This is a genomic window from Massilia sp. METH4 (assembly GCF_037094685.1).
Lineage (GTDB): Bacteria > Pseudomonadota > Gammaproteobacteria > Burkholderiales > Burkholderiaceae_D > Rugamonas.
Window position 1 is genome coordinate 6681621 of record NZ_CP146614.1, and the last position, 18341, is coordinate 6699961.

The 18341-nt window shown below is 64.1% G+C and carries 17 protein-coding genes and 6 tRNA genes; 6 read left to right on the forward strand and 17 right to left on the reverse strand.

Annotation, left to right across the window (positions count from 1 at the left end):
* Positions 1–22 precede the first annotated feature (22 nt).
* From V6Z91_RS28985 to gltX, 9 genes are all read right to left on the reverse strand, one after another.
* A complete protein-coding gene (locus tag V6Z91_RS28985) occupies positions 23–1126 on the reverse strand; it encodes a cytochrome c oxidase subunit II (protein ID WP_338764550.1) in 1104 nt (367 codons plus the stop codon).
* A gap of 7 nt (positions 1127–1133) precedes the next feature.
* Positions 1134–1652 (reverse strand): hypothetical protein, encoded by a 519-nt coding sequence (locus tag V6Z91_RS28990; RefSeq protein ID WP_338764552.1) that lies wholly within the window; start codon positions 1650–1652, stop codon positions 1134–1136.
* Positions 1653–1848: 196 nt separating this feature from the next.
* Positions 1849–1924: transfer RNA gene (locus V6Z91_RS28995), tRNA-Glu, on the reverse strand.
* 34 nt (positions 1925–1958) lie between these two features.
* Positions 1959–2034 (reverse strand) — tRNA-Ala (locus tag V6Z91_RS29000).
* Positions 2035–2084: 50 nt separating this feature from the next.
* Positions 2085–2160 (reverse strand) — tRNA-Glu (locus V6Z91_RS29005).
* A 41-nt stretch (positions 2161–2201) separates the two neighbouring features.
* A tRNA-Ala gene (locus V6Z91_RS29010) sits at positions 2202–2277 on the reverse strand.
* A 129-nt stretch (positions 2278–2406) separates the two neighbouring features.
* Positions 2407–2482 (reverse strand) — tRNA-Glu (locus V6Z91_RS29015).
* Between the two features lie 35 nt (positions 2483–2517).
* Positions 2518–2593: transfer RNA gene (locus V6Z91_RS29020), tRNA-Ala, on the reverse strand.
* Between the two features lie 64 nt (positions 2594–2657).
* Positions 2658–4079, reverse strand: a complete 1422-nt coding sequence (gene gltX / locus V6Z91_RS29025; RefSeq protein ID WP_338764554.1) for a glutamate--tRNA ligase — start codon at positions 4077–4079, stop codon at positions 2658–2660.
* Between the two features lie 87 nt (positions 4080–4166).
* Here gltX and V6Z91_RS29030 point away from each other — a divergent pair, with 87 nt between their 5' ends.
* Entirely contained in the window at positions 4167–5609 is a 1443-nt protein-coding gene (locus V6Z91_RS29030; protein WP_338764556.1) for a serine hydrolase domain-containing protein, read from the forward strand.
* A 30-nt stretch (positions 5610–5639) separates the two neighbouring features.
* Here V6Z91_RS29030 and V6Z91_RS29035 read toward each other — a convergent pair whose 3' ends face one another.
* From V6Z91_RS29035 to apbC, 3 genes are read right to left on the reverse strand one after another with little or no spacing between them, the layout of a single operon-like run.
* A complete protein-coding gene (locus tag V6Z91_RS29035) occupies positions 5640–6059 on the reverse strand; it encodes a DUF4399 domain-containing protein (protein ID WP_338764558.1) in 420 nt (139 codons plus the stop codon).
* Between the two features lie 18 nt (positions 6060–6077).
* Positions 6078–7109, reverse strand: coding sequence for a hypothetical protein (locus V6Z91_RS29040; protein WP_338764561.1), 1032 nt, complete (start codon positions 7107–7109; stop codon positions 6078–6080).
* Positions 7109–8191: an iron-sulfur cluster carrier protein ApbC gene (gene apbC, locus V6Z91_RS29045; RefSeq protein ID WP_338764564.1), complete on the reverse strand. Its 1083-nt coding sequence runs from the start codon at positions 8189–8191 to the stop codon at positions 7109–7111. Before apbC ends, V6Z91_RS29040 begins: the two co-directional genes overlap by 1 nt.
* 116 nt (positions 8192–8307) lie before the next feature.
* Here apbC and metG point away from each other — a divergent pair, with 116 nt between their 5' ends.
* Both metG and V6Z91_RS29055 read left to right on the forward strand, forming a co-directional pair.
* Positions 8308–10449 (forward strand): methionine--tRNA ligase, encoded by a 2142-nt coding sequence (gene metG, locus V6Z91_RS29050; RefSeq protein ID WP_338764567.1) that lies wholly within the window; start codon positions 8308–8310, stop codon positions 10447–10449.
* Positions 10450–10466: 17 nt separating this feature from the next.
* Positions 10467–10943, forward strand: a complete 477-nt coding sequence (locus tag V6Z91_RS29055; protein ID WP_338764569.1) for a GNAT family N-acetyltransferase — start codon at positions 10467–10469, stop codon at positions 10941–10943.
* A gap of 367 nt (positions 10944–11310) precedes the next feature.
* Here V6Z91_RS29055 and V6Z91_RS29060 read toward each other — a convergent pair whose 3' ends face one another.
* Entirely contained in the window at positions 11311–12216 is a 906-nt protein-coding gene (locus tag V6Z91_RS29060; protein ID WP_338772102.1) for a DMT family transporter, read from the reverse strand.
* Between the two features lie 133 nt (positions 12217–12349).
* Here V6Z91_RS29060 and V6Z91_RS29065 point away from each other — a divergent pair, with 133 nt between their 5' ends.
* The 3 genes from V6Z91_RS29065 (at position 12350) to panC (ending at position 14538) form a co-directional block, all read left to right on the forward strand.
* On the forward strand, positions 12350–12562 hold the full coding sequence (locus V6Z91_RS29065) for a DUF3460 family protein (protein WP_338764573.1): 213 nt from the start codon (positions 12350–12352) through the stop codon (positions 12560–12562).
* Positions 12563–12652: 90 nt separating this feature from the next.
* Positions 12653–13492 carry a ScpA family protein gene (locus V6Z91_RS29070; protein WP_338772103.1) on the forward strand — a complete coding sequence of 280 codons (840 nt, stop codon included), beginning with the start codon at positions 12653–12655 and terminating at the stop codon, positions 13490–13492.
* 206 nt (positions 13493–13698) lie between these two features.
* Positions 13699–14538, forward strand: coding sequence for a pantoate--beta-alanine ligase (panC, locus tag V6Z91_RS29075; protein ID WP_338764576.1), 840 nt, complete (start codon positions 13699–13701; stop codon positions 14536–14538).
* A 183-nt stretch (positions 14539–14721) separates the two neighbouring features.
* Here the strand turns inward: panC and V6Z91_RS29080 are convergent, their stop codons facing one another.
* The 4 genes from V6Z91_RS29080 to V6Z91_RS29095 all read right to left on the reverse strand — a co-directional run bounded on the left by V6Z91_RS29080 (position 14722) and on the right by V6Z91_RS29095 (position 18324).
* On the reverse strand, positions 14722–15930 hold the full coding sequence (locus V6Z91_RS29080) for an HDOD domain-containing protein (protein WP_338764579.1): 1209 nt from the start codon (positions 15928–15930) through the stop codon (positions 14722–14724).
* Positions 15931–15990: 60 nt separating this feature from the next.
* Entirely contained in the window at positions 15991–16638 is a 648-nt protein-coding gene (cheZ, locus tag V6Z91_RS29085; protein ID WP_338764582.1) for a protein phosphatase CheZ, read from the reverse strand.
* 3 nt (positions 16639–16641) lie between these two features.
* Positions 16642–17031 (reverse strand): chemotaxis response regulator CheY, encoded by a 390-nt coding sequence (cheY, locus tag V6Z91_RS29090; RefSeq protein ID WP_131144818.1) that lies wholly within the window; start codon positions 17029–17031, stop codon positions 16642–16644.
* Positions 17032–17253: 222 nt separating this feature from the next.
* The gene (locus V6Z91_RS29095) at positions 17254–18324 is read right to left on the reverse strand and encodes a chemotaxis response regulator protein-glutamate methylesterase (protein ID WP_338764588.1); all 1071 of its coding nucleotides are present in this window, start codon (positions 18322–18324) and stop codon (positions 17254–17256) included.
* Positions 18325–18341: the final 17 nt, after the last annotated feature.

Sequence of the window (18341 nt, forward strand, 5' to 3'; positions counted from 1 at the left end):
TTCAATGTTCGGTCGGCGGCGCTCAGCGCACCGTCTTGATGTATTCCACCACCGCCGCCAGCTCCGTGTCGGTCAGCCCGGCGGGCGGCATCACCGGCGGATAGCCCCGCACGATGCTCGCCTGCGGCGCGTTGATGGCCTGCCGCAGATACGCTTCGTCCACCTTCGCCGTGCCGCCGCCCTCGAGCGCCTCGCTGCTGCCGTACAGCCCCTTCCACGATGGCCCCACGCCGCGGCTGCCGTCGATGCTGTGGCAGGCCATGCACCCCTTCTGCTGCGCCAGCAACTGCCCCAGCTTGCCGGGCTCGGCCGGGCCGCCGGGTGCGCCCGACGTGCCGCCGCCGGCGAACGTGGGCTGCCTGGCATGCCACGCGGCATAGGCGGCCGGCTCGTCGATCACGACCCAGCTGCGCATGTTCGCGTGCCCCACGCCGCACAGCTGCGCGCACATCACTTCGTAGCGCCCAATGCGCTCGGGCGTGAACCAGAAATGGGCGGTCATGCCGGGCACCATGTTCATCCGCGTGCGAAATTGCGGCACGTAGAAGTCATGCAGCACGTCCTGCGCGCGCAACTGCGCCAGCGCGGGACGGTTGACGGGCAGGTGCAATTCCTGGCCCTGCACCAGCACGTCATCCTGCCCATACGCGTCCTGCGGGTCGATGCCGAATGGGTTGGCGGCCGTGATGAAGCGCGTGTCTGCCCTGCCCAGCTTGCCGTCCCTGCCCGGCAAGCGGTAATGCCATTGCCATTGCTGGCCCATTACCTCGAACACCTGCGCGCTCGCCGGCGGGTCGATCAGTCGCGCATACACGGTGAGCCCCGGCGCCAGCAAGCCGATGATGCCGGCCGTCGTGATGCCGATCAGCCACCACTCGAGCTTGCGATTGCCATGCTCGGCCGAGGCCCGATGGCCCGCGCGGTGCCGGTAGCGCACCAGCGCGTATGCAACGAACAGGTGCAGCACCACGAAGGCCACGCCGGTGATCGCGAAGGTCAGCCACAGCGCGTCGTCCATCGCGTGCCAGTTCGACGCGATCGGCAACTGCTGCCACGGGCTGGCGAAGTGGAACACCACCGCGCCCACGGCGATCAGCACCAGCACCCCTGCCAGCGCGGTGGCCATGGCCGCCTCAGCGCCGCCGTTCCAGCATCCGGTAGATCAGGCCCGCCATCACGCCGAATTCGACGTGGCCCAGCACGGTGACCCATCCCCGCATTTCGGCGAACCACGGCAGCACGCTCGTGATCACGTAGAAATTGAACAGGTAAAGCAGCACGCCGAACACGGCGCCCGACAGGACCGCCATGACCACGCTCGAATCGAGCCGGAACGGCGCCATGAGCGCGGCCAGCACGAGGCCGAAGAAAGTGCCCAGCAGGTAGTGCACAGCAAGCGCGGCAATGAGCACTTGGAGGCTGTAGCCGCCCACTTGCAGGACGGGCGAGCCGAGAGCCAGCGCCGCCACCAGCCGCGGCACGCGCCACGGATCGCCGCTCATGGCGGCCGCGTAGGCCAGTTCCACCAGCATGACGATGCCGCCGGCGCCGAAGCCGGAAAGCGCACCGATTGCCCAGTCCGGCTCACGGGCGGTCCAGCGGTGCGATTGCAAGCGCAGGCCGTGGAAATACGTTCCCAATTGGGAACTCATTTGGGACCTAAGCGAACCCAACGGATGATGTTCCATTTGCGCCTCCCCAATGCATTCACGAGGAATGACTTGAGTGTAGGTCGGAACCGCTCGGGGACAAGGAGAGAATTTTGCAAAGGAAGGGGAACTTCACGCCGGGCGCGGACAACAAAAAAGCCGCTCATGGCGGCTTCATCACTGTGCTGGCGTACTGCCTTGGCGTCCCCACGGGGATTCGAACCCCGGTACTCACCGTGAAAGGGTGATGTCCTAGGCCTCTAGACGATGGGGACCTTGGAACTTCCGTACTGCTAGTTGTCTGCCCGGTGGTGGAGGTAAGCGGGATCGAACCGCTGACCTCTTGCATGCCATGCAAGCGCTCTCCCAGCTGAGCTATACCCCCTCTGGTACAGACAATGTACTGCCACTGCTTTACTGCTTGCCAGCGACTGCTGGCGTCCCCACGGGGATTCGAACCCCGGTACTCACCGTGAAAGGGTGATGTCCTAGGCCTCTAGACGATGGGGACCCTGGACTGCTGCAACTACTGCTTATCTCATCCGCGCCGTTTGGTGGAGGTAAGCGGGATCGAACCGCTGACCTCTTGCATGCCATGCAAGCGCTCTCCCAGCTGAGCTATACCCCCACTGGCACAGACAAAATAAAAGCCGCTTACGCGACCTTTGTTACCACTGCCGCGACTGGCATTGACTACTTGCCGCGGCAATCACAACAAACTCGACAACATACTTCGCAACAAACTTCAACTACAACCTGGCGTCCCCACGGGGATTCGAACCCCGGTACTCACCGTGAAAGGGTGATGTCCTAGGCCTCTAGACGATGGGGACCTCGGAACTTCCGTACTACAACTTCTTCGCCAAACTGGTGGAGGTAAGCGGGATCGAACCGCTGACCTCTTGCATGCCATGCAAGCGCTCTCCCAGCTGAGCTATACCCCCGTTTGCGAAGAGACAGAAGTATAGCAGCCACCTGAGAAAATGCAAATACCCAGACGAAAGATTCTCAGAGATACTTTCCCACGCGGGCCAGCACGACGTCGCGCCCGAACAACTGCAGCACGGCATCGATCGCCGGGGTTTGCAACTGGCCGGTCACGATCAGGCGCAGCGGCATCGCCAGTTGCGGCATCTTCAGGCCGTTGGCGGCCAACACTTCCTTGATCATCGCGGCGATGGCTTCCTTGGTCCATTCGACCGTCTTGATGCGCTCGGCGAACAGCGCCAGCGCCGGCTTCACGGCATCGGTGAAATGCTGCGTCATCAGCGCCGCATCCGGCTGCGGCTCGCGGTAGAACAGCATGGCCGCGTCGGCCAGTTCGTTGACGGTATTGGTGCGCTCCTTCAGCAGGGCCAGCACGGTCGGGAGCTCAGGTGCGAGACCTTGTGCGCCCTCGAACACGGCGCCCGCCTCCAGCATGCGCGGTTTCGCCAGCTCCGCCAGGCGCGCATTGTCGGCCTGCTTGATCCAGTGGTTGTTCAGCCACGCCAGCTTTTCATTATTGAACTGGGCCGGCGACGCGGTCAGGTGCTCCAGGTTGAACCATGCGCAGAACTGCTCCATCGAGAACACTTCGTCGTCGCCGTGGCTCCAGCCCAGGCGCGCCAGGTAGTTCAGCATCGCCTCCGGCAGGTAGCCCTGGGCCGGGTATTCCATCACGCTGACCGCACCGTGGCGCTTGGAGAGCTTCTGGCCGTCCGAGCCGAGGATCATCGGCAGGTGGCCGTACTCCGGCAGCTGCGCGCCGATCGCGCGCAGGATGTTGATCTGGCGGGGTGTGTTGTTCACGTGGTCGTCGCCGCGCAGCACGTGGGTGATGCGCATGTCCCAGTCGTCCACCGCCACGCAGAAGTTATAGGTAGGCGTGCCGTCGGTGCGGGCGATGATCAGGTCGTCCAGCTCGCGGTTCGAGATCGTGATCGGGCCCTTCACCACGTCGTTCCACGTCACGTCGCCCTCGAGCGGATTCTTGAAGCGCACCACCGGCTTGCGGCCTTCCGGGATGGCCGGCAACGTCTTGCCCTCTTCCGGGCGCCAGGTGCCGTCGTAGCGGGGCTTTTCGCCGGCGGCGCGGAAGCGCTCGCGCATCGCTTCGACTTCTTCGGGCATGCAGTAGCAGTGGTAGGCGGTGCCTGCCGCGAGCATCTGTGCGATCACTTCGCGGTAGCGGTCCATCCGCTGCATCTGGTAGAACGGGCCTTCGTCATGGTCCAGGCCCAGCCACTGCATGCCGTCGATGATCGCCTGCACGGCTTCGGGCGTGGAGCGCTCCAGGTCGGTATCCTCGATGCGCAGCACGAAGGTGCCGCCGAAGTGGCGCGCATAGGCCCACGAATACAGGGCCGTGCGGGCGCCGCCCAGGTGGAGGAAGCCGGTCGGGCTCGGGGCGAACCGGGTGCGGACGGGGGAAGTCGGTGCAGTGGTCATTTCGGTCTGATGCAATAGGGATAAAGGGGCTATTTTAACCCGCATCTGACTTATACTCGGACGTACCTAGACTGCCGGAGCCCACCCTTGAACCACCGAACCGCCCTGCCCCTGCTGCTGCCCGCCTTCCTTTGCACGCTACCCGCGCTGGCGGCGGACGATCCGGGCCTTGCCGCCCGCATCGCCGCCGTCGAATCCGGCCTGCAGCCGGCCGTGACGATCGCCGGCGCACCGCCGGTCAAGCGCCGCCTGGCCGACGAGATGGCCCGCCTGGGCGTGCCGGGCGCCAGCATTGCCGTGATCCATGCGGGCGCGATCGAGTGGGCCAAGGGCTATGGCGTGGTGACGCCGGGCGGCGCCGCGGTCACCCCGGCCACGCTGTTCCAGGCCGGCTCGATCAGCAAGCCGGTGACGGCGGTGGCGACGCTCAAACTGGTGGAGAACGGCCTGTTGGGCCTCGACACGAACGTGAACACCTACACGAACTGGTGGAAGCTGCCGAACAATGTCGACAATTCGCCCGTGACGCTGCGCCAGCTGCTGTCGCACACGGCCGGCACCACGGTGCACGGCTTCCCCGGCTATGCGGCGGGCGCGAAGGTGCCGACCCTGGTCCAGTTGCTGAACGGCGCGGCCCCTTCCAATTCGCGCGGCGTGCACGTGGCCACCAAGCCCGGTGCGAAGTGGCGCTATTCGGGCGGCGGCTATGAAGTCATCCAGTACGTGATCGGCGAACGCACGAAGCAGGACTTCGCGCAGCTGGTACAGGATACCGTGTTGAAGCCGCTGGGGATGAACGACAGCACGTTCGCCCAGCCGCTGCCGCCGGCGCTGCTGGCGCGCGCGGCCCTGCCCCACGGCGCCGACGGCAAGCCGATTCCCGGCGGGCCGCATACCTATCCCGAACTGGCGGCCGCGGGCCTGTGGTCCACCCCGTCGGACCTGGCCAGGCTGGCGATCGAAGTGAAGCTGTCGGCCGGCGGACAGTCGAACAAGGTGCTGTCGCAATCGATGACGCAGCTGATGCTCGCGCCAGTGCTGGACAACTTCGCGCTGGGCTGGCGGATCGAGGGCAGCGGCCAGGCGCAATCGTTCAACCACGGCGGCGCCAATGCCGGCTACCAGAACATGCTGGTCGCCTATACCGAACGGGGGGACGGCGTGGCGGTGATGACCAACGGCGACCGGGGCGGCGAACTTGCCGGTGAACTGGTGCGCGCGGTGGCCAGCGCCTACAACTGGCCGACACAGCGCGCCAGGGTGCGCGCCGCCACAGCGGTGCCTGCCGCCGCCTTGAATGCCCTGCCCGGCAAGTACGTGATCGATGGCCTGGGCGACTTCACCGTCGCCCGCAACGGCGATAGCCTGACGGTCGCATTGCGCGACGGCGCCGCGGAACCGCTGTACGCCGCTCCGGACGGCAGTTATTTCGTGACCTCGATGGAAGCCGAACTGCGCTTCGCCGCCACCAACGATCGCGGCCGGCTCACGGCACCGGGCCTGGATACGGCCTTCGAGAAGGCGAAGTAGCGGCCTCGAAGCAGGCCCGGAAGTCGTGGCCTATTTGACGATGACGGTGACGGTCCGGCTCAGTGCCGGGCCATAGGATTCGCGGTCGCCGTTGACGAATTGCGCGGTCAGCCGATAGGTGCCGGTGGGGAGCCGCACCTTGTCTTCGGCCTGGCCGTTCTTCCAGTGCAGGTGCATCGCATCGGCGGGCACGACCTGCCCCTTGGCCACGGGGTCGCCGTTGACGATCAAGACGTAGTGCCCGGCGTTCGGCACGTCCGCGCCGGCCTTCGTGACTTCCTTGCCGACGATGTCGAGCTTCACGGCGAACGGGCTCCTGACGGTGGCGCCATCCTTTGGTTCGACGAAGGACACTGCGGACGGCTGCGTGGACGATGGCTGTGCCGATGCCGGCTGGGCCATCGCGATCGAAGGTGCGGCCAGCGCGGCCGCCATCAGCAGGCGTTTCATCGGTCCCTCCTCACGAACTCATTGGTTCAGCGGCACTCCCGCGTATTTCATCACGAGCCCTTTCGGCCCCACGGCCCAGCCGGCCGCGGGCGACGCGAAGCCGACCGTGTTGACGGGCGTGGCATCGAGCGGCCGCCAGGTCTTGCCCGTATCGACAGAATAGCCGGAACCGGCCAGGCCCGCCGCCACGAACGCGTCCGGCGCGCCGCGTACCGGCACCACCACCGACATATAGCCGGCCGGCAACAGCTGCACGGGCGTCCAGCTCGCGCCGCCGTCGTCGGTGCGGGCGCCGTTCGCGCCCGCCAGCTTCGTTTCCTTGTAATCTCCGCCAGCGGCGATGCCTGTGCGCCCATCGCGAAAGCCCACGGAGAACAGGCCGCGTGCCGGTGCGCCGGCGGCAAGCGGCACCGCCGGGGCTTGCCACGTGCGGCCGCCATCCCTGGAGTGGAATACGCGCGGCGTTTGCGCGCCGCCGGTGGCGAACCAGGCGTCGCCGTCGCCGGCCACCGTGAGGCAGGTGCCGCTTGCCGCGAAGGCGCCTTCGTCCGGCAGCGCGGCCAAGCCTTCAGCGCTGATGGCCTGCCAGGTGGCGCCGCCATCGTTCGTCACGCGCACCTGGAAGCGGCCGTCGACCGGGTCGCCGAACAGGATGCCGCGGCGCGCATCCCAGAACGCGAGTGCATCCCAGAAACCGCGCGGGTCGGGGTTGGTGATGGCAAGCTGCCAGGTGGCGCCGGCGTCATGCGTTCTGTAGACGCGCGAAGCGGCGCCGGGGCCGGCGCTCATCGCGATCGCCGTGTCGGCGTCGACAGCGTGGATGTCGCGGAAATCGAGCTTTTCCGCGCCCGGTACCGCCAGCACGGTCCACGTCTTGCCATCGACCGTGCGCAACACCGTGCCCTTGGCGCCGCTCGCCCACGCCACCGTGGGACTGACGACGGACAGGCCGCGCAATTCCACGTCCGTGCCGCTGGCCTGCGCCTGCCACGGCCCCTGCTGCGCCCATGCCGGGGCGGCGATCAGCGCGGCGAGGACCAGGGCGCGCATCAGTCGTTCTTGACGACGATGGTGGGGAACTTGCTGCTCATGTCCTTGGCTTTTTCGGCCACGCGGATCGCCACCTTGCGCGCGATCTCCTTGTAGATCGCGGCCACCGGACCATCCGGCTCGGCGACCACGGTCGGCGTGCCGGAATCGGCCTGCTCGCGGATCGACATCTTCAACGGCAGCTTGCCCAGAAAATCGACCTTGAAGTCCTGCGTCATCTTCTCGCCGCCGCCGGCGCCGAACACTTCCTCGACATGGCCGCAGTTCGAGCAGATGTGCGTGCTCATGTTCTCCACCACGCCGAGGATGGGGATGCCGACCTTCTCGAACATCTTCAGGCCCTTGCGCGCGTCCAGCAGCGCGATGTCCTGCGGGGTCGTGACGATCACCGCCCCCGTCACCGGCACTTTCTGCGACAGCGTCAGCTGGATGTCGCCGGTGCCCGGCGGCATGTCGATGACGAGGTAGTCCAGGTCGCGCCAGTTGGTCTGGTCCAGCAGCTGCTGCAGCGCCTGGGTGACCATCGGGCCGCGCCAGACCATCGGCTCGTCCGGATCGATCAGGAAGCCGATCGAGGACACCTGCACGCCGTGGTTTTCCATCGGCTCCATCGACTTGCCATCCTTCGTGATGGGACGACCCGAGACGCCCAGCATCATGGGCTGCGAGGGGCCGTAGATGTCCGCGTCGAGCACGCCGACCGTGGCGCCTTCGGCGGCCAGCGCGAGCGCCAGGTTCACGGCGGTGGTGGACTTGCCCACGCCGCCCTTGCCGGAAGCGACGGCGATGATGTTCTTCACATTGGGTAGGGGCTTCAGGCCGCGCTGCACCGTGTGGGCAATGATCTTGCTGTAGACGTTCAGGTTGACCGGCAGGCCGAATGCCTGCAGGGCTGCCAGCACACTGGCGCGGATCGGCTCGATCTGGCTTTTGGCCGGATAACCCAGCTCGATATCCAGCGCAATGGACCCGTTGTCGACCTTGAGGTTGCGGACCGATTTGGTGGCGATGAAATCCTTCGTGGTGTTGGGATCGACCACCTTGGACAGGGCTGCCTTGACGTCTTCGACTGTGATGCTCATGTAAATCTCCGTGATTGAAGCGGCAGTCTAGCGCAAATCGGCCTGGCGCATCCAATCGCACTAGCGCGGCGGGGCTGGTAAAATGGTTCTTTTATCTAACTGACCAAGCGCTGACCATGACTCGCAAGCTGTTCGTCACCACCGCCCTGCCCTACGCAAACGCCGCTTTCCATATCGGCCACATGATGGAATACATCCAGGCCGACATCTGGGTTCGTTTCCAGCGCATGCAGAGCGATAACGGCGCAGCGCGCGAAGTGCATTTCGTGGGCGCGGACGATACGCACGGCACGCCGATCATGATCGCCGCCGAGAAGGAAGGCATCACCCCGCAAGAATTCGTGGCCAAGATCGCCGCCGGCCGCGCGCAATACCTGGACGGTTTCCACATCGCCTTCGACAACTGGTATTCGACCGATTCGCCGGAAAACGTCGAGCTGTCGCAGGGCATTTACCGCAAGCTGCGCGACAATGGCCTGATCCAGACGAAAACCGTCGACCGCTTCTTCGACCCCGTGAAAGGCATGTTCCTGGCCGACCGCAATATCAAGGGCGAATGCCCGAAATGCGGCGCCAAGGACCAGTATGGCGACAATTGCGAGGTATGCGGCGCCGCCTACCAGCCGACGGACCTGGTGAATCCGTATTCCGTGTTTACGAATGCAACGCCGGTGCTGAAGCCTTCCGAACAGTATTTCTTCAAGCTGTCCGACCCGCGCTGCTTCGAATTCCTGCGCGACTGGCTGAACACGCCGGGCCGCCTGCAGCCGGAAATGGTCAACAAGGTATCGGAATGGCTGGGTGAGGCGGGCGAGAAGCTGGCCGACTGGGATATTTCCCGCGACGCGCCGTATTTCGGCATCCCGATTCCCGATGCGCCGGGCAAGTTCTTCTATGTGTGGCTCGACGCGCCGGTGGGCTACCTGGCTTCGCTGAAGAATTACTTCGGCAAGCAAGGCATCGACTACGACGCCTTCCTGCGCGATCCGGCCACCGAGCAGATCCACTTCATCGGCAAGGATATCGTGTCGTTCCACCTGCTGTTCTGGCCGGCGATGCTGAAATTTGCCGACCACCCGGTGATCGACAAGCTGAAGGTGAACGTGCACGGCCACCTGACCGTGAACAATGAAAAGATGTCCAAATCGCGGGGCACCGGCATTTCGCCGCTGCGTTACTTGAACCTGGGCATGAACCCGGAATGGCTGCGCTATTACATCGCCTTCAAGCTGAACTCGAAGGTGGAGGACCTCGATTTCACGGGCGAGGATTTCGTTGCCCGCGTCAATTCCGACCTGATCGGCAAATACGTCAACATCGCCAGCCGCTGCGCCGGATTCATCGCCAAGAAATTCGATGGCAAGCTGGCAAGCTCGCTGTCGTCCACGTCGCTGGACTGGATCAGGCGGGCACTGACGAATGCCGAGGGCCATGTGCGCGCCGACTCCATCGGGCTGAACTACGAGAACCGCGAGTTCGGCAAGGCGCTGCGCGAAATCATGGAAATCGCCGACGTGACGAACCAGTACGTGGACGAGAACAAGCCGTGGGTGCTTGCCAAGGATGAGACGAAGCTGGCCGAACTGCACGAGGTGTGCACGACGGCGCTGATCCTGTTCCGCCAGTTGACGATTCTGCTGTCGCCGGTGCTGCCGGGCGTGGCCGCCAACGTGAAGACCTTCCTGAACGACGAGCGCCTGACCTGGGCCGACACGGGCGTGGAAGCGGCATCATCGGCGATGCTGGGCCGCACTATCGGCGCCTACAGCCACCTGATGACGCGCGTCGACGCGAAGATGATCGACGAGCTGTTCGATGCGCCGAAGCCGGCGGCAGCGCCGGCCGCCGCGGCGGCCGCGCCCGCCGGCACGGCCACGGTCATCGACGCGCCGGCCACGGGCATCGAGGAATTGGCACCGGAAATCAAGATCGACGATTTCGTGAAAATCGATCTGCGCATCGCGAAGATCGTCAATTGCGAACATGTGGAAGGGTCCGATAAATTGCTGCGCCTGACATTGGACGTGGGCGAAGGCCGCCACCGCAATGTCTTCTCCGGCATCAAGTCGATGTACCAGCCGCAGGACCTCGTCGGTAAATTGACGGTACTGGTGGCAAACCTGGCGCCACGCAAGATGAAATTCGGCGTGTCAGAAGGCATGGTATTGGCCGCGTCCGCCGCGGACGAGAAAGCCAATCCGGGCATCTATATTCTCAATCCATGGCCGGGCGCCGAGCCGGGCATGCGTATCCGTTAAAGGATCTTTGGTCACCGATGAAATTCGTCGTCCGGACCGCCGCTGATGAAGACGCACCGATAATCGCCGGCCTCACGCGCAATGCGTGGGCCGGTAAAGTCAGCGTCACTTCCAGCGGCCATCGAGAAACCGCCGTCCTCGTCGCAGAACATCTGCGCCAGGGCGGCGGTTTTATTTTATTGAACGAAAACGAGCCGATCGGTTCCGTGCGCTGGTTGCCGCACGATACCGAACCCGGTTGCTGGGAAATACTGCGGATGGGAGTATTGCCCGAGTATCGCGGCAATAACCTGTCCCAGCATTTGCTGGAAGCCGTGATTCACCACGGCCGCGACAGCGGCATCGGCGAATTGCGGCTTGCCGTGCGCAGCGACCAGCCGAAACTGGTCGACTTTTATTCGGCCTTCGCCTTCGAACTGGCCGAAGAGCTCGAGTATTCGCACGCCAATCCTCTCGAACCCGCCCCGCTCGTAATGCGCCGCACCCTGCGCTGAGCGTTGTACAAGCGACACAGCCCCGTCCGACTTTTCGCCATTTCGTGCCAGAACTTGGCGTGTTCGCACCGAAATCCGGCATAAGAGCCCTGCAAAAGCGCCGTTTTCGATGTGCTCGGGGAAACGTTGTAAAAAAACGGGGACAGTCCCCGATTTTTTACAACACAGTCGGGAGGACATAAAAACCGGCAAAGCCGGCTATTGGGTATGCTGCGTGATGGGTTTTGGCGGTTTCGGCGGTGCGGATTGCTCGCATGCCGTTAACAGGAATCCGGCCGCGACAATGGCGGCAAGCAGTTTGCGCATATTGCCTCCGGCATCAGGGGGACGGCGCCAACATAACAGCTTTGCAATGCGGCCGGCGCACTCATGCCGGGCGCCGTGAGGAAACGACGATGCCGCCCACGATTAACAGGAATGCGATGCCATGATAAACATGCGGCGGCTCGCCGAGGAATGCCGAGGATAATAGCGCGGCGAACAGCGGCGTCAGGTTACTGAAGAACGCGGCAATGGCTGGCCCTGCCTGTTGTACGCCTGCACCCCAGCAGCGGAAAGCGATAATGGCCGGGCCGATGGCGACATAAACCAGCGCGGCCATCAGCGTGCCGTTCCAGTGGATTGCCGGATGGAGCAGCGCCCATTCGCCGGCCGCAAATGCGCCGGACCACAGCACGCCGAATCCGACTTGCGCACCCAGGAATGCCGCCCAATCGGCACGCAGCGAGGACGGCTCGGCCGTGCGCGTCAACAGCCAGCTATACAGCGACCACGCAATTGTTGCCAGGATCATGAATAAATCGCCGGCAACGAGGCGCAATTCCAGCAAATGATTCCATTCGCCGCGCGCCAGCACGACCAATACGCCGCCGATCGACAATACGGCGCCGATCATTTGCCGCCGGGTGACGGCGGCGCCGAAAAACAGCCAGCCCGTCGCCATCATCCACACCGGCATGCCGGCCGCCACGAGCGTGACATTGATCGGCGTGCTGCTCTGCAGCGCCAGGTATTGCAGCGCGTTGTACATGCCCACGCCGAGCAGGCCCAATACCGCGAAGCGTTTCCAGTGCGGCCACAGGCTGCTGCCGCGGCGGAAAACCGGCCCGGCCAGCGGCAGCAGGATCAACAGCGCAAGCAGCCAGCGCAGGAAGTTCAGCGTCATCGGCGGCACCAGGTCGTGGACGAGCCGGCCGACAATGGCATTGCCCGCCCATAGCATCGGCGCGAGGGTGAGCAGAAACGCGGTATGGAGTGTCAGTCGTGAATTCATTGCAGGAAAGAATAACCGATCGGACAAGGCGTTGCAGAGACGCCAGAACTCAGCCGTGGAAAGGTGGAGAAATTCCCTTGAGCATGCCGCAGCGCGGTAGAATACGCGCTGGTTTCCACCTTTCTTTCACGATATGAAACTCCTGTTCAAACAACACCGCATGTACGAGTCCGAGCACACCCAGTTCATCAAGGGTCTGAAAGAGAAGAATCCGCAGATCGAGGCAGGCCAGCAGGCAGGCCGCGCCCTGCTGTGGGACAAGTCCCCGACGACGCTGGACGAGCAAGCCCGCCAGCGCGCATCCCGCATTGCACAACAGCCTTACGTTTACCAGACCAAGCTGTAACTTTCACGGAAGGCACGGATGCTGCCACAGGACGCGGCAGGCGACGCCGACGATGCCTCGACCGGGGCATCCGACGTCGCCACCGCGGATATGCCGGTTGCCCCCACCGGGGCGACACCGGCGCCTGACAGCGCCGCGGCGGACGCCGACGGCGCCGCTTTGGCACGCCTGTATGGCGAGCCCCTGCTGAAGCTGCCGAACGACCTGTACATCCCCCCCGACGCTCTGGAAATCTTCCTCGAAGCGTTCGAAGGTCCGCTCGACCTGCTGCTTTACCTGATCCGCCGCCAGAATTTCAATATCCTCGACATTCCGATGGCCCAGGTCACGCTGCAATACCTGCAGTACGTGGAGCAGATCCGCCTGTCGAATTTGGAACTGGCCGCTGAGTACCTGCTGATGGCCGCCATGCTCATAGAAATCAAGTCGCGCATGCTGCTGCCGCAGCGGCCGCACGATATCGAGCTCGAGGCCGAAGACCCCCGTGCCGAACTGGTGCGCCGCCTGCTCGAGTACGAGCAGATCAAGCTGGCCGCCTACGACCTGAATGCCCTGCCCCAGGTGGACCGCGACTTCGTGCGCACGCAGATTTATATCGAGCAAAGCCTCGTGCCCGTGTGGCCCGAGGTCAGCGCGGCGGACCTGCAAGGGGCCTGGCGCGACCTGATGAAACGGGCCAAGCTGAAACAGCATCACCGCATCACGCGCGAGGAACTGTCGGTGCGCGAGCACATGACGATCATCCTGCGCCGCCTGCAATCGCAGCGCTTCGTGGAATTCGCCGACCTGTTCGAGCCGGCTGGCGGCGTGCCCGTGCTCGTCGTGAATTTCGTCGCCATGCTGGAACTGGCGAAGGAAACGCTGATCGAAATTACCCAGGCCGAACCGTTCGCGCCCATTTATGTGCGCCTGGCCTATTCACCGGCCTAGGGAAGCGCTGATTTATTGCTGGTGGATGAGATTGGTCCTGAAAAACGTGTCCAGCAAGACGCAAATGGCCTGTCATACTAAGGTATGGCGGGCCATTTGTGACGCAGCTGGGCGCGTTTTTCAGGGCCAAGATCGCCGCCATGAATAAATCAGCGCTTCCCTAGAATAAGGCCCACCACGGCCTTGCTCCACTCAAGAAGAACATTATGAAAATCATTTCCTCCATCGAAGAATTGCGCGACCAGCTCTCGGGCCAGTTGCGCACCGCGTTCGTGCCCACGATGGGCAACCTGCACGAAGGCCACCTGTCGCTGATGCGGCTGGCGCGCAAGCATGGCGACCCCGTCGTCGCCTCCATCTTCGTGAACCGCCTGCAGTTCGGCCCGAACGAGGACTTCGACAAGTACCCGCGCACGTTCCAGGCGGACGTGGAAAAGCTGGAAAAGGAAGGCGTCTATGTGCTGTTCGCGCCGACCGAGAAGGATATGTACCCGGAACCGCAGGAATACCGTGTGCAGCCCCCGGATGGCCTCGGCAATATCCTGGAAGGCGAATTCCGCCCGGGCTTCTTCAACGGCGTGTGCACGGTGGTGACGAAGCTGTTTTCCTGCGTGCAGCCGAAGGTGGCCGTGTTCGGCAAGAAGGATTACCAGCAATTGATGATCGTGCGGAACATGGCGCGCCAGTTCGCGCTGCCCACGCAGATCATCGGCGCCGAGACGTTCCGCGCCGACGACGGCCTGGCGCTGTCGTCCCGCAATATGTACCTGTCCGCGGCCGAGCGGGCCGAAGCGCCGGCGCTGTTCCAGGCGCTGAACTTCGTCGCCAACGAAATGCGCGCCGGGCACCTGGATGTGTTCCAGCTCGAGCACAAGGCGATGGACGACCTGGCGGCGCGGGGGTGGAAACCCGATTACATCAGCATCCGCAAGCGGGTCGATCTGCAACCGCCCAATGCCGGCGATCTCGCGCAGGGCGAGCCACTGGTCGTGCTCGCGGCGGCGAAGCTGGGGACGACGCGGTTGATCGATAACCTCGAAATCTGAAGCATCCGCAGGCGACGAAGCAACTGGTGTCGGACATCATTTCCGCAGGAAATGGTGTGCGACACCGGTTTTCCCATACCGTAGCCAGCCCGTAAGAAAACCGGTGTCGCACACCATTTCGGGCCGTGCCCGAAATGGTGTGCGACACCAAACTCTGGCGCCAACGGTCAGACACTCAGGACCTCACCCCGTCACATTCTGCGTCCATGCCAGCGCCGAAAGGTGCGCCTTGTTGACCTCTTCCGGCGTCAGTTGCAGCGACGCGGCCAGGGAGCCGACCAGGTGCGAGTTCAGTTCACACGCTTCGGCCAGCGCCAGGTAGGGACCAAAGCGCCCGCCCCGCTCCAGCAGTGCGGTCACGATTTCCGCGGACAGCGGCACCGTTTCCAGCACATCCTTCATCGGTATGCCCAGCAGCCGGTCCAGCAGCGAGAACATGCCGGCCACGAAGACGTTCTCGGCGTCGGCGCGGCCAAGAGCGGCGGTGCCCAGCAATTCGGCCAGCCGGCCGCGCACCACGGCCGTTTCCAGCAGCACCGGCGAGTAGCCGCTCGTGCTGGCGGTGGCCAGCAGCAGCGTAAGCCAGCGGTACAGCGGCTGGTAGCCCAGCAGCGTGATGGCTTGCTTCAATGACTGGATCTCGCGGCCGGCGCCGAAGCCGGCCGAGTTGATGTAGCGGAGCAGCTTGTAGGACAGCGCGGCGTCGCGCTTCAACACGCTTTCGATCTTCGCCACGTCGGCATTGGCCTGCACCATCTGCATCAGCTGCAGGATCACCGTCTGCGCCGGGTTCAGGCCCTTCACGTCCGGCCCCGGCCGGGGCGTCAGGTGCAGCTTGCCCACGAAGGCGTCGATGCCGAGCGCGGCGCAGGCGTCGAAGTCTTCCCAGGTCGCCACCGGGCGGCCGACCATGCGCACCGACGACTGCTTCAGCGCCGCATAGGCGCGCGCCTGCGCGGCCACGTCGCCGCCGGTAAAGCGCACCTCCACGTACGATGCGATCATCGGCAGGCGATTGCCCACGCGGGCCAGGTCGCAGTTGCGCAGCAGGATGCCAACGTCGCCGGCGCGCAGTGCGCGCACGGCGGCCAGCGTGTCGGGATTGGCCAGCTCGGCCGTGCGGATCGACAGCACCGTATGCCGCGGCGGCAGGTCGTGCAGCGCATCGGTCGACAGCATGCCGGGAACGGCCTGCAGGAACAGCGTCTTGTCGCGCAGCAGCCAGCCGCGCCCGGGATCGTTGACGTGGGAAGCCACGAAGCCGACCAGGTCTTCCAGTTCGGAAAGCAGGGGCACCACGCTCGGGTCGTTCTGCCACGCCAGTTCGTAGCCGACCACGCGCTGCTGCGGGTCGAGCAGCGGCTCGCGGACGAGGAAATGCGTCTGGTGCATGGGTATGGAGGCGGCGGGGAGCGGAAGGCAGCAGCAAGCGGGCCGCGCGGCCCGCCTGGATCAGAAACCGAGGCTGTCGAGCAGGTCGTCGACCTGGCTCTGGTCGGCCACGATGCCCTCTTTCGACTTGTCGATCTGCGGCCCGTTCAACAGGCCGTTGTCGATTTCCTTCTTCAACTGCTCGGGAGCGAAGTCGATCAGCGTCTGCACGAGCTGCTGCTCGAGGTTTTGCGCGATACCGGTGACGCGCTTGATCACCTGGCCCGTCAGGTCCTGGAAGTCCTGGGCCATCATGATGTCCATCAGGTGGGACTTGGTGGCGCTGGTGGCATCGGTGGTCGCACCCAGCGTGGCGATCGTGCGCTGCGCGAGCGCGCGCCAGTCGGCGTTGCTCGTGCCCTGGCCGTCCAGCAGTGCCTGCCAGGCGCCGGACAGCTCTTTCGCGTCGCTGCAGATGCGGTCCTGCAGCGGGCCGGCTTCGTCCGTGGCGTTGAGCACCTTCTGCGCCGCGTCTTCGGAGAGGCGCGCCACGTAATCGAGGCGATCGCGGGCGTCCGGGATATCCTCGGCCGCCTTTTCGATCAATTTGTCGAGGCCCAGGCCGCGCAGGTTCTCGTGCAGCGCACGGGTCATGTGCCCGATGCGCGCCAGGAACTCCTCATGAGAATCCACGCTGCCCGCGGCGGCGATGCCGGCTTGCTCAACCATAAATCAGGCTCCGAGCTTTTCGAAGATCTTATTCAGCTTCTCGTCCAGCGTGGCCGCCGTGAAAGGCTTGACGACGTAGCCGTTGGCGCCGGCCTGGGCCGCCGCGATGATGTTTTCCTTCTTCGCCTCGGCGGTCACCATCAGCACCGGCAGCTTGGCCAGCGCGGGATCGGCGCGGATGTTCTGCAGCATGGTCAGGCCATCCATGTTCGGCATGTTCCAGTCGGACACGACGAAGTCGAACTGTTCCGAACGCAGCTTGGCCAGGGCCATCACGCCGTCCTCGGCTTCGTCGACATTGGCATAACCCAGTTCTTTCAACAGATTCCGGACGATGCGGCGCATCGTCGAGAAGTCGTCTACAACCAAAAATTTCATCTTTGGATCAGCCATGAATTGCTCCGTTGTTTCTCTACGCGGTTATCAAATATTAGTGTCGGGGTTGGGTCGCGCCACCAGCAAATTGAAGGATAGCATTTAAGTTGCCTCGAGGGAATGAAACTCCCCGTAAATGCATGCGAAAACACGATATCCGTATCTATCACGCCAATGCCACACCGATGTTCACGCCACTTTGGTGCAGTATGCACCTTCGAACGCACGTCGTACTGTTCGCTACACGCGCAATGCGCGCATCCCGTGTTGCGCCAGATAACCCAGCACCATGCCCGGCAGCGCCTGCAACGCCCCCACCTCGTGGGTAGCGCCCACGGCGATCGCCTCGCGCGGCATGCCGAAGACGACGCAACTGGCCTCATCCTGAGCAAAATTATACGCCCCGGCCGCCTTCATCTCCAGCATGCCCGCCGCGCCGTCCTTGCCCATGCCGGTCAGGATCACCCCCACCGCGTTCTTGCCGGCGTGCTGGGCCGCGGAGCGGAACAGCACATCGACCGACGGCCGGTGGCGATTGACGGGTTCGCCCTGGTCGAGCTTCGTCATGTAGTTCGCGCCGGAACGCGCCAGCAGCAAGTGCGAATGGCCGGGCGCGATATACGCATGGCCCGGCAGCACGCGCTCGTTGCCTTGCGCCTCCTGCACCGAAATCTTGCACAGCGAATCCAGGCGCTTGGCGAACGAGCGTGTAAACCCTTCCGGCATGTGCTGCGTGATCAGGATCCCCGGGCAGTCGGACGGCATCTGCATCAGGAATTCCCGGATCGCCTCGGTACCGCCGGTGGACGCACCGACGATGATCAGTTTTTCGGACGACATCAGCGGATTGCGTAATTGTGGCAGGGGTGCGTGCCCTTCGGCGCCCGCTTGGGGCAGCGTGCGGGCGCGGATACGGGCCTTGGCCGCCGCGCGGATCTTGTCCGCGATCAGGTCGGCATACTCGCGCATCCCCGTCTGGATCGAGATCTTCGGCTTCTGCACGAAGTCGACGGCGCCCAGTTCCAGCGCGCGCATCGTGATCTCGGAACCGCGCTCGGTCAGGGAGGACACCATCACCACCGGCATCGGCCGCAGCCGCATCAGCTTTTCAAGGAAATCCAGGCCGTCCATCTTCGGCATTTCCACGTCCAGGGTCAGCACGTGCGGATTGGTTTGCTTGATCAGTTCGCGCGCCACCAGCGGGTCGGGCGCCGTGCCCACCACTTCCATGTCCGGCTGGCTGTTGATAATTTCGGTCATCACGCTGCGGATCAGCGCCGAGTCGTCGACAACCACCACCTTGATCTTCATAGTCCCCTCAACAAAAT

Coding starts and splice junctions, on each gene's coding strand:
- V6Z91_RS28985 (WP_338764550.1), bottom strand. CDS start 1,126: ATGGCCACCGCGCTGGCAGGGGTGCTGGTGCTGATCGCCGTGGGCGCG.
- V6Z91_RS28990 (WP_338764552.1), bottom strand. CDS start 1,652: ATGAGTTCCCAATTGGGAACGTATTTCCACGGCCTGCGCTTGCAATCG.
- gltX (WP_338764554.1), bottom strand. CDS start 4,079: ATGACCACTGCACCGACTTCCCCCGTCCGCACCCGGTTCGCCCCGAGC.
- V6Z91_RS29035 (WP_338764558.1), bottom strand. CDS start 6,059: ATGAAACGCCTGCTGATGGCGGCCGCGCTGGCCGCACCTTCGATCGCG.
- V6Z91_RS29040 (WP_338764561.1), bottom strand. CDS start 7,109: ATGCGCGCCCTGGTCCTCGCCGCGCTGATCGCCGCCCCGGCATGGGCG.
- apbC (WP_338764564.1), bottom strand. CDS start 8,191: ATGAGCATCACAGTCGAAGACGTCAAGGCAGCCCTGTCCAAGGTGGTC.
- metG (WP_338764567.1), top strand. CDS start 8,308: ATGACTCGCAAGCTGTTCGTCACCACCGCCCTGCCCTACGCAAACGCC.
- V6Z91_RS29055 (WP_338764569.1), top strand. CDS start 10,467: ATGAAATTCGTCGTCCGGACCGCCGCTGATGAAGACGCACCGATAATC.
- V6Z91_RS29060 (WP_338772102.1), bottom strand. CDS start 12,216: ATGAATTCACGACTGACACTCCATACCGCGTTTCTGCTCACCCTCGCG.
- V6Z91_RS29065 (WP_338764573.1), top strand. CDS start 12,350: ATGAAACTCCTGTTCAAACAACACCGCATGTACGAGTCCGAGCACACC.
- V6Z91_RS29070 (WP_338772103.1), top strand. CDS start 12,653: ATGCCGGTTGCCCCCACCGGGGCGACACCGGCGCCTGACAGCGCCGCG.
- panC (WP_338764576.1), top strand. CDS start 13,699: ATGAAAATCATTTCCTCCATCGAAGAATTGCGCGACCAGCTCTCGGGC.
- V6Z91_RS29080 (WP_338764579.1), bottom strand. CDS start 15,930: ATGCACCAGACGCATTTCCTCGTCCGCGAGCCGCTGCTCGACCCGCAG.
- cheZ (WP_338764582.1), bottom strand. CDS start 16,638: ATGGTTGAGCAAGCCGGCATCGCCGCCGCGGGCAGCGTGGATTCTCAT.
- cheY (WP_131144818.1), bottom strand. CDS start 17,031: ATGGCTGATCCAAAGATGAAATTTTTGGTTGTAGACGACTTCTCGACG.
- V6Z91_RS29095 (WP_338764588.1), bottom strand. CDS start 18,324: ATGAAGATCAAGGTGGTGGTTGTCGACGACTCGGCGCTGATCCGCAGC.